Consider the following 15,973-nt stretch of genomic DNA (forward strand, 5'->3'; position numbering starts at 1 on the left):
TATATGGTTGATAACAGTGAAATGATTTTCGGCGTCCGTGCCGTGATAGAAGCCATTCAGGCAGGAAAAGAGATAGACAAGATATTGGTAAAGAAGGACATTCAGAGTGATTTGTCAAAAGAGCTGTTCGCTGTCTTGAAAGGGACTTTGATACCGGTACAGCGCGTTCCGGTGGAACGCATCAACCGCGTGACGCGTAAGAATCACCAGGGAGTGATTGCCTTCATCTCTTCAGTCACTTACCAGAAGACGGAGGACTTGGTACCTTTCCTTTTCGAGCAGGGCAAGAATCCTCTGTTTGTGATGCTCGACGGCATCACGGATGTCCGCAATTTCGGCGCCATTGCCCGTACTTGCGAGTGTGCGGCGGTAGATGCCGTGATTATCCCTGCACGGAACAGTGTATCAGTCAACGCAGATGCCATGAAAACTTCGGCAGGAGCCTTGCACACTTTGCCCGTTTGCCGCGAACACAGCCTGAAAGAGACCCTGCAATTCCTCAAGAATAGTGGTTTCCATATCGTGGCAGCCACGGAGAAAGGCGATTACGACTATACCAAAGCCGACTATACCGGTCCGATGTGCATCATTATGGGTGCCGAAGACAAGGGGGTGTCCTATGACAACCTGGCGTTGTGTGACGAGTGGGTGAAGATTCCCATGTTGGGAACCATCGAGTCCCTCAATGTTTCCGTTGCAGCCGGCATTTTGATTTATGAAGCGGTAAAACAAAGAACCAACTAAGATATGAAAAAGAAATTGCTGTTGATGCTCACTCTCTGTTTATTGGCTCAGTGGAGTGTGGCACAAGCCCCGAAGTGGGTAGACAAAGCCAAACGTGCCGTTTTTTCGGTGGTGACCTACGACCAGAACGATAAGATACTGAATACTGGAAACGGCTTTTTTGTCACTGAAGATGGCGTTGCGCTTTCTGACTACACCTTGTTCAAAGGTGCCCGGCGCGCCGTTGTGATGAGCTCGGACGGGGCACAGATGCCGGTGGAGGCCATTATGGGGGCCGATGACATGTACGATGTTGTCAAGTTCCGTGTCGGCATCCCCGGAAAGAAAGTCACGGCACTCACTTTGGCTGCTGTGGCTCCGGCTGCCGGTGCGGATGTATATCTGCTGCCTTATTCCACCCAGAAGGACCGTTCCTTCACTGCCGGGAAAGTAAAGGAAGCTGATAAGATTTCCGGTAACTATTCCTATTATACACTTGATATGCGTTTGAAGGACAAGATGGTGAGTTGTCCGCTGATGACTGTGGACGGGCAGGTCTTCGGCCTTGCGCAGAAGTCCTCCGGACAAGACACGGCTACCATCTGCTATGCCATTGATGCCAATTTCGCCATGTCGCAGAATATCTCCGCATTGTCTTATGGAGATATGTCATTGAAGGGCATCGGTATTAAGAAGGCATTGCCCGATACCGAAGAGCAGGCTTTGGTGTTCCTCTACATGGCTTCTTCCCAACTGTCTCCGGAGAAGTATATGGAGACTCTGAACGATTTCATTGCACAATATCCTGCCAGTGCCGACGGTTATCTGCGCCGCGCTTCCCAGCATCTGTTCATGTCCCGTGAAGATGCTTCCATGGATAAGGTCGCCGCAGATATGGATAAGGCTTTGGAGGTTGCCGCAAAGAAAGATGATGTGTATTACAATCGGGCCAAGATAATCTATAATTATGCATTGGGCAAGCCCGAGAAAGTTTATAAGGACTGGTCGCTCGACAAGGCTTTGGACGAGGTACGGAAAGCGATAGCCATTGACGAGCTTCCGGTTTATGTCCAGTTGGAGGGTGACATCCAGTTTGCCAAGCAGGACTATCCGTCGGCATTTACCAGCTATGATAAAGTGAATAAGACCATTCTGGCCTCTCCGGCTACCTTCTTCAGTGCCGCCAAGACCAAGGAATTGATGCAGGCGCCTGCCGAGGAGGTACTGGCTCTGATGGACAGTTGTGTGGCCCGCTTTACCCAGCCCTATACGGAGGAAGCCGCCCCTTACTTGCTGGAGCGTGCCCAAGCCCGTATGAATGCAGACCAGGCGCGTAATGCCATGCTGGATTATGACGCCTATTACAATGCCGTGAACGGTAAAGTGAACGACATGTTCTACTATTACCGTGAGCAGGCTGCTTTGAAGGCCAAGCAGTACCAGTGTGCGCTGGACGATATGGCGAAAGCCATCGAACTGAATCCGGAGGATTTGACTTACCGTGCCGAACTGGCAGTGGTGAATCTTCGCGTGGGACGTTACGAAGAGGCGTTGAATGTGCTGAAGGCTGCTCTGGAGAAAGACCCTAAGTATGCCGAGGCCTACCGTCTGATGGGTATCGCCCAGCTGCAGATGAAGAAGGACAAGGAAGCTTGTGCCAGCTTTGCCAAGGCAAAGGAATTGGGTGACCCCAATGTGGATGCTTTGATTGAGAAGCATTGCAAGTAAAGGGATGGGATAGAATAAAGGCTCTGCTTTCGCAAGCAGAGCCTCTGTTTTGGGGAACTCCCCCGTGTTAAATGAGTTAAGTCTAGGTATAACAGGTTATGAGTGAAATTACGTTGTTTTATTTATAAAATGCGTGGATTTCCGGAATACTGCATATACTTCGGATTTTTTTTATTTCAAAAAAGAAAATAGACTCGATTATTAATAAAAACAAACTTTGACAATCATGAAGAAAGTGATTTGCAGCCAGAAGGCACCGGGCGCCATAGGCCCTTATAGCCAGGCTATCGAAGCCAGTGGAATGGTATTTGTATCAGGTCAGTTGCCTATTGACGCAGCTACCGGAGTGATGGCTGAAGGTGCGGAAGCGCAAGCTCGCCAGTCCTTGGAGAATATAAAGCATATCCTGGAAGAGGCAGGGCTGGGTATGGCGAATATTGTGAAGACAACTGTTTTCCTGGCAGACATGTCCTTGTTCGCTGATATGAACAAGGTATATGCCACTTATTTTGACGGTGCTTTCCCGGCACGTTCGGCTGTGGCAGTGAAGGCGTTGCCCAAAGATGCCTTAGTAGAGATTGAGTGCATCGCGGTTCGCTAACAAGTCGGCCACAATGAAACTGCTGCCTCCCACGAAGATGAAATCTTCCGGGAGGCTTTTTTCTTGTGCGGCCCGCACGGCGGCAGGTACATCAGGATAGCAATGTCCTTCCAGACCTGCTGCTTCGGCAAGCTCCTGTAGTTCGCTTTCGGGCAATGCTCGCTTCACGCTGGCTTTGGTGAAGTAGTAGGTCGCTTCCCGGGGCAGCAGGGCCAGTACCCCCCGTATATCCTTGTCATTCACCATGCCTATGATGATGTGTAGCTGGCGGTAAGCCTGCTGTTTCAGTTGTTCTGTAATGTAGGTGATGCCTCCCACATTGTGGCCGGTGTCACAAATCAGGGTGGGCGACTCCTGCAGTTTTTGCCAGCGTCCCATCAAGCCTGTCAGTTCCACCACACGGGCAAAGCCACTGCGCACTGCTTGTCCGTCCAGCCGGTAGCCGGCTTCTTTCAGTAGCGGGAGGGCGGTGAGGATGGTCCGGGCATTTTTCTGCTGGTAGAGCCCTTTCAGTTCGTATTCTATTCCGGGATAGTCTTCACGGTCATTCTCCTCGGCAAAGTAGATGGGAGCACCCGTTGTCTGTGCTTTTTCCAGAAATACCGGTTTCGTTTCGGGAGTGGTCTCGCCGATTACAACGGGGATACCGCTTTTAATGATTCCTGCCTTCTCTCCTGCGATTTTTGCCAAGGTGTCCCCCAGGAATTGGGTATGGTCAAAACTGATGTTGGTGATGATGCATACATCCGGACGGATGATATTGGTACAGTCCAGGCGTCCGCCTAGTCCCACCTCGATTACGGCTACATCCACCTTTTCATCGGCAAAGTAGCGGAAGGCCATGGCGGTGGTCAGCTCAAAGAAAGAGGGATGGAGGGGTTCGAAGAAGCCACGTTCCTGCTCTACAAAACGGATGACGTATTCCTCGGGTATAGGCTGTCCGTTAATCCGGATGCGCTCCCGGAAATCCACCAGATGGGGCGAGGTATAGAGCCCGACCCTGTATCCTGCCTCTTGCAGTATGGCGGCAAGCGTATGCGAGCAGGAACCCTTTCCATTGGTACCGGCCACATGAATGCTGCGGAAACTGCGGTGGGGATGTTCGAAGTGTGCGTCCAGGGTCAGAGTGTTTTCCAATCCTTCCTTGTATGCTGAGCCGCCCACTTGCTGAAACATGGGCACACTGTTATATAAGTAAGTTAAAGTGTCCTGATAATCCATCTTTTATAATATTTAACGGAGAAGCAATCCTTTCTCCCTATTAATTTGTTATCTTTAAAAGCGACAAAGATAATGCAGACCGAACGCAATCAAGCTTGCTTGAAATTGCTTGCAGTGTAGCTTATCTTAAGCTTATGCAAAGGTATTAACAATTTAAATCTAACGTGTATGGGAGCTAAGAAAAATTTTGTGATTGATACGAATGTGATTCTTCACGATTATAACTGTTTGAAGAATTTTCAAGAGAATGACATTTATCTTCCCATCGTAGTCCTTGAAGAACTGGACAAATTCAAGAAAGGTAATGAGCAGATTAATTTCAATGCGCGTGAGTTTGTCCGTGAGCTAGATTTGATTACCGATGACAATCTGTTCACCAAAGGGGCGCCATTGGGAGAGGGCTTGGGCCGTCTGTTTGTGGTGGCAGGCATGGTGGACTCTCCCCGGGTACGTGATTCCTTTCCCGAACGCATCCCCGACCATCAGATTCTGTCGGTAGTGGACTGGCTTTCCACCAAAAAGCCTAAAATGAAAACCATCCTTGTCACGAAAGACGTGAATCTGCGCATGAAGGCGCGTTCCATCGGTCTGCTGTGCGAAGACTACATCAATGATAAGGTAATCAATGTGGATATATTCGAAAAGTCGAATGAAGTGTTCGAGGGTATTGACCCTGCGCTGATAGATCGCATTTATTCTTCCAAAGAAGGACTGGACATCAACGAGTTCGATTTTAAGGACATCATTCGTCCCAACGAATGTTTTGTGCTGAAGAGTGACCGCAGCAGTGTGCTTGCGCGTTATAATCCCTTTGCCCATTCGATTTGCCGGGTCCACAAGACAAAGAATTATGGCATTGAGCCGCGCAATGCCGAGCAGAGCTTTGCTTTTGAGGTGCTGAACGACCCGAACATCAAGTTGGTTGCCCTGACCGGCAAGGCGGGAACCGGCAAGACCCTGCTGGCATTGGCCGCCGCATTGGGAAAACTTACCGACTACAAGCAGATTCTCCTGGCACGTCCCATCGTGGCCCTATCCAATAAAGACCTTGGATTCCTTCCCGGTGATGCCAATGAGAAAGTGGCTCCTTACATGCAGCCTTTGTTCGATAATTTGAATGTAATCAAGCATCAGTTCGCTGCCAATTCCTCTGAAGTGAAACGCTTGGAGGATATGCAAAAAAGTGAACAATTGGTCATCGAGGCATTAGCCTTTATCCGCGGGCGCAGTTTGAGCGAGACCTACTGTATTATTGATGAAGCCCAAAACCTGACTCCGCATGAGATTAAGACCATCATCACCCGTGCCGGTGAAGGCACAAAAATGGTGTTTACCGGTGATATTCAGCAGATAGACCAACCCTATCTGGACAGTCAGTCCAATGGGCTTGTTTATATGATAGACCGCATGAGGGACCAGAATTTGTTTGCCCATGTCAATCTGGTGAAAGGGGAGCGTAGCCAGTTGAGCGAGTTGGCAAGTAATCTGATGTAGCGGATACCGCATTTTCTGGGGTAAAATTATTTCCATCCCGCTTTCCAACTGTTAAAACGAGGGAGGCGGGATAGTTTCTTTATAGACGATAAATAATTATTATAACATTTTTTTATCGATTTCTTGTCCGTTTTGACTAAAATAGTGTATCTTTGCCTCGCCTAAAACAAAACTGTCAAGCGAAATGAAGCGAAATTTTTTTCATCGGTATCTTTCCGCGAAAGTGCTTCCGATATGGACTATTCTATTAATTGACGTATTTATCATCGTCATATCCAGTCTGTTGGCCTATGCTCTCCGATATGATTTCAGAAGCATTTTTTTGGAATCCTCTACCATTGACAAGACCATTTTATGGACGGTTGTTGTCAACTTGATTTTCTTCCGTGTTTTCCGTACGTATTCCAATGTGTTGCGCTTTTCCTCCTTTGTGGATATCATGCGCATTTTTGTGTCATTGACGGTGTCGTATGCACTGCTGATGATAACGAGCGTCCTGACGGAAAGCTATTTGGAGTTCAACCTGGCTCCGGTCAGCGTGCTGTTCATGTCCTATATCATCAGCTTTGCCATGATGGCATGCTCCCGTGTGATTGTCAAGACTTTCTTCGAGGCGCTGAACTTCGACGGCACCCATAGTGCCAATGTGTTCATTTACGGTGCCAAGGAAGCCGGGGTCAACATTGCCAAGGCATTGCGTGTCAATCTGCGCAACCACTACCGTCTGCGCGGATTCATTGCGGACGAACCTGAGCTTATCAACAAGGTGATGATGGGTGTCAGGGTGTTCCCCAACGATGATACGCTGATTGATGTGCTGAACGACCGCGATGTGCAGACCATCATCATTTCTCCTGCCAAGATGGAGGAACTGAAGAAGTCCGACATGGCTGACCGCCTGCTGGTGCACAACATCAAACTGATGACCGCGCCTCCTTTGAGCGAGTGGAACGGTCAGGCGCTGAGCCGCACACAGTTGAAGGAAATTCAGATTGAGGACTTGCTTCAGCGCAATCCCATCGAGATAGATATCCATAAGGTTGCCTCTCATCTGGAGGGCAAGCGTGTGATGATTACGGGCGCCGCCGGCTCCATCGGTAGCGAAATCATGCGCCAGGTGGCTTCGTTCAATCCCTATAAACTTATTTTAGTGGACCAGGCCGAGACCCCTCTGCACGACATCCGTCTGGAACTTCAGGACCGTTGGCGCGACATCGATGCCGAGACCATCATAGCCGACATCTCCAATGCCACGCGCATGGAGGACATCTTCAAGGAGTTCAAGCCCCAGTATATTTTCCATGCGGCTGCCTACAAGCATGTACCGATGATGGAGGACAACGTTTCCGAGTCCATCCAGGTGAACGTATTCGGTACGCGCACCGTTGCCGATCTTGCCGTGAAATACGGTGCCGAGAAGTTTGTGATGATTTCTACGGACAAGGCTGTTAACCCTACAAACGTGATGGGCTGTTCCAAGCGTATTTGCGAGATTTATGTGCAGTCTCTTGCGAAGAAGTTGCAGAAGGAGGGAGGCCATGCCACTCAGTTCATCACTACGCGTTTCGGCAATGTGCTGGGTTCCAACGGTTCTGTCATTCCCCGTTTCCGCGACCAGATTCAGCGTGGCGGCCCGGTGACAGTGACCCATCCTGAGATAATCCGTTACTTCATGACCATTCCCGAAGCTTGCCGCCTTGTTCTTGAGGCCGGCAGTATGGGCAACGGCGGTGAAATCTACATCTTCGACATGGGTAAGCCGGTGAAGATTGTGGACCTTGCCAAGCGTATGATCAGCCTTTCCGGACGTACGGATGTGAAGATTGAATTTACCGGTCTCCGTCATGGCGAGAAGCTCTACGAAGAACTCTTGAATGTGAAGGAGCTTACAAAGCCCACCTATCATGAGAAGATTATGATTGCTACGGTGCGTGAGTATGACTATGACGAGGTGAAGGAGCGTATTCAGAAACTGATTGATGTAAGTTACACCTATGACCAGATGAAAATTGTTGCTGCCATGAAGGATATTGTTCCGGAGTTCGTGAGCAAGAATTCCTGCTTTGAGGCGCTGGATAAGAAGAAATAAAAAGATAGCGGTATAGTATAAAATGAAAGGGTGATAACGTCATTGTAGTGTTATCACCCTTTCAATTTTATTGTCTTCTTGTCAGTCTTTTGTCTCATTCATGTGAAGAGAAGTATTTCAAGAACTGTGTACGTTCGAAGGTATTGACTCCCTTCGGGTCGTTTACGTTCAGAATACCTTTGAACTGGCTGATGGTTTCCATACCTTTGCGGTCCATCCACAAGTTGAGGAAGCGGATGTATTCTTCAATGATGGTAGCTGAATTCTGATAAAGCACACTGCATATCTCTACGGCCGAAGCACCTGCTAATATTGCCTTGACAACGCCTTCGGGCGAGTGGATACCACCGGAAGCGGCATAGTCCAGCTTGTTTACGGCTGCCGAAGCGATGCCTATCCAGCGCAGGGCTTTAGACAAATCGGCTTCGTTGCTGAATACGTTGCCGGATACTTGTATCATTTTCTCAATGTTGATGTCCGGCTGGTAGAAGCGGTTGAACAGCACTACTGCGGCGGCGCCGTTGGCGTACAGTTGGTCTATCAGAGCTATCGGATTGGTCAGGTTGTCGCCCAGCTTCATGATGACGGGTATCTTGACCGTCTTCTTGATGTGGCTCAGAATGTCGATGTGGCGTTGCTCGAAGGTTCCATATGTATACTGTACATCCGTCTGCAGTGCAAGGATATTGATTTCCAGTGCGTCTGCGCCGGCTTCTTCTATTTTGGCGGCAAATTCCACCCAGTCGGCATTCTGATAGCAGTTGATGCTGGCTATGATGGGGATGTTGCAAACCTTTTTGCTTTCCTTAATCAAGTTCAGATATTCGCCTAACTTATGTTCACGGATATATCCTACAAGATAGTCACTGCCTTCGGGATACATATTCGGGTCTCCCATCCAGTCAGCCTCCATCATGATTTGCTCTTCAAAGAGTGATTTTAGCACAATGGCACCTGCACCGGCCTCAGATAGTTTCTGGTTCTTGGCGGCACTGTCTGTCAGTCCGGAGCTGCTGACGATAATGGGGTTTCTGAGTTTCAGCCCTGCAAAAGTAGTTTCTAATGTTGCCATGATAATGATTTTTTATGGTTAATAGTTTCTTTCTCCAAAAATCTTGCTTCCTACACGTATCAAGGTGCTCCCGGCTGCAATGGCTTCGTGGTAATCGTGAGACATTCCCATGGACAGTTCCCGGAATGACTCTGCATCGGCAAACCACTTGGCTTTCACTTCATTGAAGAAGCTACTTAAAGAACAAAACTCTGTTTTGATTTGTTCGTCATTGTCCGTATTTGTGGCCATGCCCATCAATCCGCATATCCGGATATGCTTGAGCTCTCTCCATTCACCGGCTGCCAGCATTTCCCGGCATTCGTCAAAGCTGAATCCAAACTTGGTCTCTTCCCGGGCAATGTGCAGCTGTAGCAGGCAGTTGACGGTTTTTCCGGCTTTGGCAGCCTGCTTGTCCACCTCGGCCAACAGCTTGTAGGAGTCTATGCCATGAATCAGCGCTACGTAAGGAACGATATATTTTATTTTGTTTGTTTGCAGATGCCCGATGAAATGCCATTCTATGTCTTTGGGCAGACTTTCGTATTTGGCGGTCATTTCCTGCACCTTACTTTCTCCGAACACACGCTGGCCGGCACGATACGCTTCTTCTATCGCCTCGTTGGGGTGAAATTTGGAAACAGCCACCAGCCGTACCTTTTCAGGCAGTTCGCTCAGTACTTGTTTTAAATTCTCTGCAATCATCTTTTTTTTGAGTTATGAGTTATGAGTTATAAGTTATGGGTCGCAATAATAACTCATAACTTATAACTCATAACTTAAATTAAACTTCCGGTTTGTCGTCAGGCTCTGCACTGTACGGATATACATCCATGATTGCTGTTTCCGCTACAGATGCTATCTGGTAGTCAGCCATTGTGCCTTTCATGCCCTCATCCAGTTTCTTCACTGCATCACGCAGGTCGGCAGCCTGCACCAATACCTGGGTAGAGGTTTTCTTTTCCGCACCGCTTTTCTCGTCCAGTGTGATGAAGACCAGCTTACATTTAAACCAGCGGTCGGCAGCTTCCTCTTCGCTGGGGAACAATTCGCTATAGTTGGCACGTTTGATGTCCGATACGGTGAACTCTCCCGAAATGAACGGCGTCATCTCTTCGATGATGCGTGCTTCCGCTTCCGTAAAACTGAGGGCATCCACCAAATACGGTTCGGTCACCTTCTTGTTCATTCCATTTTCCATTGTTTTCTCGTAACGGATCTTACATTCAAACCATGTATGCATTGCCATAATTTTCTGTTTTTAATTATTGATTTATTGTTAGTTAAGCTGCTTTATGCGTGCCTATGCCCACCAAAAGCAGTGCAAAGATAGCCAAAAACTAAATGGATATAAAAAGTTGCCTTGCATTTTACGTGAAAATTTTATTGGAGAACCGGGACGGTACGTATGGGCATAAAAAAAGGAGTACCGCTGTACTCCAACCTTTGTTAACCTTAAATCTAATACTATGAAAAACACATTGCAAAGGTACGGACTTTTTCGACATTTGCAAGAGTATCGGGGCATAAAGTGTGTATTTGTAACACTTATTATATTTTATGCCTTTGTACTACATCTTTTTTAAAACTTAAGGCGTGTTGCTGAAACATAAATTTGCATCTGCTTTGCTTCCACACTTCCACCCATCTCCTGTATCTCCCTATCCATCGGCATTTACCCTGCGGTGGAAGCAACTTGAAAAGGTGGAAGCAAAATTTGCTTCCACCTGCCAAAAACGCCTGAGTTTTGTCGTAACTTATTATCCTTTAACATAATACCGCGCGTGGGTTACATAAATCGGTCAGTGTAGTTTTCCTGCATTTTCGAGTTTGCCCGACTATGAATAGTGGAGTCTGATGTCTTTTAAGTTGCTGTACAATACGTTTGCACCTTGTGCGCAATAGGCGCGGGCTACGTACTTCATCTGTAAAAGCCTTGGAGTTAGTGACGCCTAACGGCCATGAACAACCCTGCTTATGGTCGTTAAACGATTGCTTCATGGCCATTAGCAGAGCTGTTCATGGCCGTTAGGCGTTATTAATTCCCTATGCAACAGTGGACAAACAAAGGGCGAAAAGTAAAGTAATGCTTTTGTTTTAGATAGAAATCCATGGGCTTTCACTCTCTCCATAGGTTATGGAAGTGGGCTTTTATTTCACTTGCGTTCTGTGCGATAAATTCCCATTTATCAGTAGGTATATTTACGAAACTTCAATAATGCATTTATGAGGGTAAGATGTTGGAATGTAGAATGATATATTGGAAATGATGAGGTGTTTTTTAAACGTTCGTTTAATAAACGTCTATTTTTAAGAAAATAAGTAGAGGCATAAAAGTTAAAAAGGAACAGAACTTTAATATGTTAAATGTTAGACGTACACTGCTGCAATTCAATATATTAATATGAAACAGAAATCACTTTGGGAATATTTTTATTAAACATTTTGTTAGTTCAAAAAATACAGCTTATCTTTGCGTTCATTAAACGAACGTTTATTGGACACTTTTATGAGTCTAATATCTTCTTTAATAGCTTATTATCATTGCAAAAGTGTACAATACGGTTTGGGTGGGAAAATGTCTCGTTCAAACCGCGAAGCGCACCCGGAACTGAGCTAATTCATTCGAAAGAAAATTTCTAAGTGACTGAACAACAGAAATATTGGTTTGCGGCTCGCACCCGTGACAAGCAGGAATTCACAGTCCGGAAATCTTTGGACCGACTTAAATCGGAAGAGCATTTGGAGCTTGACTATTATCTCCCCACGCGCTTTGTCATTTCTCAATTGAAGTATCGGCGTAAGCGTAGCGAAGTTCCGGTAATCCGCAATTTGGTATTTGTTCATTCCACCAAGCAGACAGCCTGCGATATATCCAACATCTATAATGTCCCCCTTTTTTATATGAAAGACCTTGCTACACATTCCATGCTAGTGGTACCGGATAAGCAAATGGAGGACTTTATGTTCGTAATGGATTTGAATCCTGACGGTGTCAGTCTTGATAGCGAAATTCTTACTGTTGGGCATAAAGTAAAAGTTATCAAAGGCGAACTCAGTGGTATTGAAGGTGAGGTTGCCGTCGAAGCCAATAAAACATATGTTGTTATCCGCATTAAAGACCTTTTGACTGCAAGTGTCAAAGTCCCCAAATCCTATCTGAAAATAATCGGGTGACTTCTAAATAAGTATAATCTTATATTTTAATCATATATCATAATAATGAATGATTTAACTTCCCGTGCTCTTGAGCTTCAGCATGCAGCTCATGAGCTGATGTATCTTGGTATGGACGGTAATCCGGTCTATTCCGACACTTTTTGCCGGTTGAATAAGGAAGTGCTTGTTAAGTCCGATTCTCTTTTTTCTGCTCAAAGTTCCGATGTTGCAGAGGAGGCGAATATATGTCTGGCTCTTTTGATGGGGTATAATGCTACCATCTATGATGATGGGGATAAGGAGCAAAAGAAACAGACTGCCTTGAATCGTGCTTGTGAGGTTTTGGGTCGGCTTCCGGCTTCTTTGCTCAAAGTCCGCTTGTTGGCTTATACGTATGGCGAGGTTTATGAGGAATCTTTGCTTCAGGAAGCTCATGCTATTATAGATGGTTGGGGTAAGGAAGTCATGACGGCAGAGCAAGTGGAGTTGGTGAAGGAGTTGAGGAATATTGAGGAGAATCCTTATCCGTTTGAGGAAGTTGAAGATTGATTTTGAATAATATAGATATATGCAAACAGTTTTAGTAACAGGTGGAGCCGGCTTTATCGGTTCCAACCTTTGTGAGCATTTGCTTGCTCACGATTATCACGTTGTCTGTCTGGACAATTTTGCTACCGGAAAAATAGAAAATCTTCTTCCTTTATTAAATCAGTATCCGCAAACTTTTAGACTGATAGTTGGAGATATACGTAATATATCCGATTGTCAAAAGGCAGTGGAAGGAGTGGATTATGTATTACATGAGGCTGCTCTTGGATCAGTTCCACGTTCTATTAAGGATCCGTTAACGACGAATGAAGTCAATATCGGTGGTTTCCTGAATATGCTGGTTGCTGCCCGTGATGCCGGAGTGAAACGCTTTATGTATGCGGCCAGTTCATCTACTTATGGTGATAGCAAATCTCTACCTAAAGTGGAAGATGTAATCGGTAAGCCTTTGTCACCTTATGCCATTACTAAATATGTGGATGAACTGTATGCGGATGTGTTTGCTCGCACATACGGTATGGAGTGCATAGGCTTGCGCTATTTCAATGTTTTCGGCCGTCGTCAAGACCCGTTTGGGGCTTATGCTGCTGTTATTCCTCTATTTGTAAAGAAATTGATGGCTCATGAGAGTCCGATTATTAATGGGGATGGTGAGTACAGCCGTGATTTCACTTACATAGATAATGTCATCCAAATGAATATGCTTGCCATGACTACTACTAATCCTGAAGCAGTCAACCAAGTTTATAATACTGCTTATGGTGAGCGTACAACTCTGAATCAATTAGTAGATTATTTGAAAGAATTTTTGAGTGAGTTCGATTCAGAAATTGCAAATATTGAAATACTGCATGGCCCTAACCGTTTAGGAGATATTCCTCATTCATTGGCTTGCATTGATAAGGCTAAAAAATTATTGGGATATAATCCTAAATTCAATATGCGCGAAGGGTTGAAAGGGGCTGTGCTGTGGTATTGGAATAATATTTAATCTTCTATTAACTAAACAAAATTATTCATAGGTATGAATGAAGTAAAAATTGCCGTAATCGGACTCGGTTATGTAGGGCTTCCTTTGGCCCGTTTGTTCTCTACAAAATACAAAACAGTAGGGTTTGATATGAATCAGGCACGGGTAGATGCGTTAATGAAAGGGCATGATGCTACGCTGGAAGTATCGGATGAATTATTGCAGTCAGCCATAGCCAACGGATTTATTTGTACAGCTGATATTGAAGATATTCGTGATTGTAATTTTTATGTGGTGGCCGTTCCTACTCCTGTAGACAAGAACCACAATCCTGACTTGACTCCTCTTTATGGGGCAAGTACTACCGTGGGTAAGGTGATTTCAAAAGGGGACATCGTAGTTTACGAATCAACGGTATATCCAGGCGTAACTGAAGATGAATGTATTCCGGTGGTAGAGAAAGTGTCCGGTTTGAGATTTAATATTGATTTTTTTGCAGGTTATTCACCTGAACGCATTAATCCGGGAGACAAATTGCATACAGTGGAGAAGATTAAGAAAGTAACTTCCGGCTCTACTCCTGAGATAGGTAAGAAAGTGAATGAGATATATGCCTCGGTTATTACGGCAGGTACTCATTTGGCTCCTACGATGAAAGTGGCAGAAGCTGCAAAGGTTATTGAGAATTCTCAACGCGATATTAATATTGCCTTCGTTAATGAACTTTCTAAAATATTTACCCGTATGGGTATTGACACGCAGGATGTGCTTGAAGCTGCAAGTACAAAATGGAATTTCTTGCCGTTTAAGCCGGGTTTGGTAGGTGGTCATTGTATAGGTGTTGATCCTTATTATTTGGCTCAGTGTGCACAAACCTTTGGATATAATCCGGAAATTATTCTTGCCGGTCGTCGTATGAATGACGGCATGGGAGAATATGTAGCCAATCAAGTAGTGAAGTTGATGCTGAAGAAAGGTATCCAGGTATTAAATTCTAACATATTGATACTTGGCTTTACATTCAAAGAGAATTGTCCGGATGTTCGCAATACGAAAGTGATTGATATCTATAATTCACTGAAAGAATATAATGTGAATATCACAGTATATGATCCATGGGCTAATCCTAAAGTGGTGAAGAATGAGTATAGCATTGAGGCTGTAAATGAATTGCCGAAAGAGAAGTTTGATGCTGTAATTTTGGCTGTGGCACATAAAGAATTTCTCCATCTGCAGTTGGATCATCTTCTAAAAGAACCATTTATTTTGTTTGATGTGAAAGGTGTGTTTGATAAGACGGCTGTTGATGGAAGGTTATAAAGACAACTGTTTATGAAAATTGCAATACATCATAGAATAGGCTCTTTTTCGGATGCTTGGATTGAATATTGTCGGGATAATCATATTCCATATAAGGTGGTTGATGCCTATAAATATGATATTATTGACCAGTTGACTGATTGTGACATTTTTATGTGGCATCATCATCATGCTATTTATAAAGATACGTTGTTTGCTAAACAGCTTTTGTGTACATTGCAAATAGCTGGAAAGAAAGTCTTTCCTGATGTGAACACTGGCTTTACTTTCGATGATAAGGTCGCCCAGAAGTATTTGTTGGAGGCTGTTAATGTTCCTCTGGTTCTTTTTTGAGTATTGATTGTAGCCTGTTTTATGAAAGTTGGAAAGTTATATAGCATTGGAACTTCAAACTTTTTTTGAGGAAAAAAAAGAATCTTTTAGAATTTGCGGATGAATGCTTTGTTATGAAATCTAATATAAAGTTTCTTTTTGCTTAACTGTGTTTGGTTTCTGACAAGTGAAATTAATATATCAAAGTTTGATATTTGATATATATATATTCAGTCATTAGTGTCCCATTAAAATTGGGACGAATTAAAAATTAAACAAACTTGGCCCATTTGGTCCGAATAGTTCTTTGTCATTTTGAAATTTAGTTTTATTAAAGAGGTCTCTCAGATAAGTCTTATCAGTCAATGAGATGCTCAGTATTTGTAACACTTCATATGTACTTCTGTTCAGTTGCATATCGTGTTGAATGATTGCCACCAAACAGTAAGCGCATATAGCAGCATATATCTGTATTCGAACAGCATTCTCTGTAGTTCCCCAAAATCTTTTGATTTTAAGGTGCTGCTTGAGCCATTTGAAAAACAGCTCTACCTGCCAGCGATTTTTATAAAGTTCAGCAACTTGAAGCGCAGATATATGCATCGCATTGGTTATGAATATAAATTCTCGTTCTTGTTCTTCATCCCAATATTTAACCAGCCTAAGTGGCTCTGGGTAATATTGTTTAGGATAGAATCCTGTCAGAAGTACACTCGCGTCTGAAAGCACATTCTTAGGCAGCCTACGTTTCCATTG

At 44.8% G+C, this 15,973-nt stretch carries 15 protein-coding genes; 10 read left to right on the forward strand and 5 right to left on the reverse strand.

Going from position 1 to position 15,973, the window contains the following annotated elements; all coding sequences use genetic code 11:
* Nucleotides 1–3 precede the first annotated feature (3 nt).
* The 3 genes from rlmB (at nt 4) to DW096_RS07500 (ending at nt 3,052) form a co-directional block, all read left to right on the forward strand.
* Entirely contained in the window at nt 4–744 is a 741-nt protein-coding gene (gene rlmB / locus DW096_RS07490; RefSeq protein WP_005831382.1) for a 23S rRNA (guanosine(2251)-2'-O)-methyltransferase RlmB, read from the forward strand.
* A gap of 3 nt (nt 745–747) precedes the next feature.
* Complete coding sequence (locus DW096_RS07495; RefSeq protein ID WP_120028689.1) at nt 748–2,451, forward strand: tetratricopeptide repeat protein; 1,704 nt, start codon at nt 748–750, stop codon at nt 2,449–2,451.
* A gap of 226 nt (nt 2,452–2,677) precedes the next feature.
* The gene (locus tag DW096_RS07500; RefSeq protein ID WP_117991434.1) at nt 2,678–3,052 is read left to right on the forward strand and encodes a RidA family protein; all 375 of its coding nucleotides are present in this window, start codon (nt 2,678–2,680) and stop codon (nt 3,050–3,052) included.
* Here the strand turns inward: DW096_RS07500 and DW096_RS07505 are convergent.
* Nucleotides 3,020–4,273 (reverse strand): folylpolyglutamate synthase/dihydrofolate synthase family protein, encoded by a 1,254-nt coding sequence (locus DW096_RS07505; protein WP_120028688.1) that lies wholly within the window; start codon nt 4,271–4,273, stop codon nt 3,020–3,022. The two genes, DW096_RS07500 and DW096_RS07505, sit on opposite strands and share 33 nt — an antisense overlap.
* 168 nt (nt 4,274–4,441) lie before the next feature.
* On the opposite strand from DW096_RS07505, the gene DW096_RS07510 reads away from it, so the two are divergent.
* A complete protein-coding gene (locus DW096_RS07510; protein ID WP_005831374.1) occupies nt 4,442–5,767 on the forward strand; it encodes a PhoH family protein in 1,326 nt (441 codons plus the stop codon).
* A gap of 184 nt (nt 5,768–5,951) precedes the next feature.
* Entirely contained in the window at nt 5,952–7,856 is a 1,905-nt protein-coding gene (locus DW096_RS07515; RefSeq protein ID WP_005832351.1) for a nucleoside-diphosphate sugar epimerase/dehydratase, read from the forward strand.
* Nucleotides 7,857–7,950: 94 nt separating this feature from the next.
* On the opposite strand, the gene DW096_RS07520 is transcribed toward DW096_RS07515, so the two are convergent.
* The 3 genes from DW096_RS07520 to DW096_RS07530 all read right to left on the reverse strand — a co-directional run bounded on the left by DW096_RS07520 (nt 7,951) and on the right by DW096_RS07530 (nt 10,156).
* A complete protein-coding gene (locus DW096_RS07520; RefSeq protein WP_009038219.1) occupies nt 7,951–8,928 on the reverse strand; it encodes a dihydroorotate dehydrogenase-like protein in 978 nt (325 codons plus the stop codon).
* 18 nt (nt 8,929–8,946) lie between these two features.
* On the reverse strand, nt 8,947–9,612 hold the full coding sequence (locus DW096_RS07525) for a YggS family pyridoxal phosphate-dependent enzyme (protein ID WP_087333023.1): 666 nt from the start codon (nt 9,610–9,612) through the stop codon (nt 8,947–8,949).
* Nucleotides 9,613–9,691: 79 nt separating this feature from the next.
* A complete protein-coding gene (locus tag DW096_RS07530) occupies nt 9,692–10,156 on the reverse strand; it encodes a DUF4494 domain-containing protein (RefSeq protein ID WP_005831367.1) in 465 nt (154 codons plus the stop codon).
* Nucleotides 10,157–11,550: 1,394 nt separating this feature from the next.
* Here DW096_RS07530 and DW096_RS07545 point away from each other — a divergent pair.
* Genes DW096_RS07545 through DW096_RS07565 form a run of 5 tightly spaced genes read left to right on the forward strand, consistent with a single transcriptional unit; the run spans nt 11,551 to nt 15,238 of the window.
* Nucleotides 11,551–12,084, forward strand: coding sequence for a UpxY family transcription antiterminator (locus DW096_RS07545; protein ID WP_117652578.1), 534 nt, complete (start codon nt 11,551–11,553; stop codon nt 12,082–12,084).
* A 45-nt stretch (nt 12,085–12,129) separates the two neighbouring features.
* A complete protein-coding gene (locus tag DW096_RS07550; RefSeq protein WP_117652577.1) occupies nt 12,130–12,615 on the forward strand; it encodes a UpxZ family transcription anti-terminator antagonist in 486 nt (161 codons plus the stop codon).
* A gap of 19 nt (nt 12,616–12,634) precedes the next feature.
* On the forward strand, nt 12,635–13,606 hold the full coding sequence (locus tag DW096_RS07555; protein WP_009038225.1) for an SDR family oxidoreductase: 972 nt from the start codon (nt 12,635–12,637) through the stop codon (nt 13,604–13,606).
* Between the two features lie 33 nt (nt 13,607–13,639).
* Nucleotides 13,640–14,905 carry a nucleotide sugar dehydrogenase gene (locus tag DW096_RS07560; RefSeq protein ID WP_120028686.1) on the forward strand — a complete coding sequence of 422 codons (1,266 nt, stop codon included), beginning with the start codon at nt 13,640–13,642 and terminating at the stop codon, nt 14,903–14,905.
* Between the two features lie 12 nt (nt 14,906–14,917).
* Complete coding sequence (locus DW096_RS07565; RefSeq protein WP_009038227.1) at nt 14,918–15,238, forward strand: hypothetical protein; 321 nt, start codon at nt 14,918–14,920, stop codon at nt 15,236–15,238.
* A gap of 243 nt (nt 15,239–15,481) precedes the next feature.
* Here the strand turns inward: DW096_RS07565 and DW096_RS07570 are convergent.
* Nucleotides 15,482–15,973 (reverse strand): transposase (locus DW096_RS07570; protein ID WP_147401831.1); only part of this gene is annotated, 492 nt, incomplete at its 5' end.

Origin of the sequence: Bacteroides sp. AM07-18 (assembly GCF_003602695.1) — a bacterium.
GTDB lineage: Bacteria > Bacteroidota > Bacteroidia > Bacteroidales > Bacteroidaceae > Bacteroides > Bacteroides uniformis.

Coding starts and splice junctions, on each gene's coding strand:
- rlmB (WP_005831382.1), top strand. CDS start 4: ATGGTTGATAACAGTGAAATGATTTTCGGCGTCCGTGCCGTGATAGAA.
- DW096_RS07495 (WP_120028689.1), top strand. CDS start 748: ATGAAAAAGAAATTGCTGTTGATGCTCACTCTCTGTTTATTGGCTCAG.
- DW096_RS07500 (WP_117991434.1), top strand. CDS start 2,678: ATGAAGAAAGTGATTTGCAGCCAGAAGGCACCGGGCGCCATAGGCCCT.
- DW096_RS07505 (WP_120028688.1), bottom strand. CDS start 4,273: ATGGATTATCAGGACACTTTAACTTACTTATATAACAGTGTGCCCATG.
- DW096_RS07510 (WP_005831374.1), top strand. CDS start 4,442: ATGGGAGCTAAGAAAAATTTTGTGATTGATACGAATGTGATTCTTCAC.
- DW096_RS07515 (WP_005832351.1), top strand. CDS start 5,952: ATGAAGCGAAATTTTTTTCATCGGTATCTTTCCGCGAAAGTGCTTCCG.
- DW096_RS07520 (WP_009038219.1), bottom strand. CDS start 8,928: ATGGCAACATTAGAAACTACTTTTGCAGGGCTGAAACTCAGAAACCCC.
- DW096_RS07525 (WP_087333023.1), bottom strand. CDS start 9,612: ATGATTGCAGAGAATTTAAAACAAGTACTGAGCGAACTGCCTGAAAAG.
- DW096_RS07530 (WP_005831367.1), bottom strand. CDS start 10,156: ATGGCAATGCATACATGGTTTGAATGTAAGATCCGTTACGAGAAAACA.
- DW096_RS07550 (WP_117652577.1), top strand. CDS start 12,130: ATGAATGATTTAACTTCCCGTGCTCTTGAGCTTCAGCATGCAGCTCAT.
- DW096_RS07555 (WP_009038225.1), top strand. CDS start 12,635: ATGCAAACAGTTTTAGTAACAGGTGGAGCCGGCTTTATCGGTTCCAAC.
- DW096_RS07560 (WP_120028686.1), top strand. CDS start 13,640: ATGAATGAAGTAAAAATTGCCGTAATCGGACTCGGTTATGTAGGGCTT.
- DW096_RS07565 (WP_009038227.1), top strand. CDS start 14,918: ATGAAAATTGCAATACATCATAGAATAGGCTCTTTTTCGGATGCTTGG.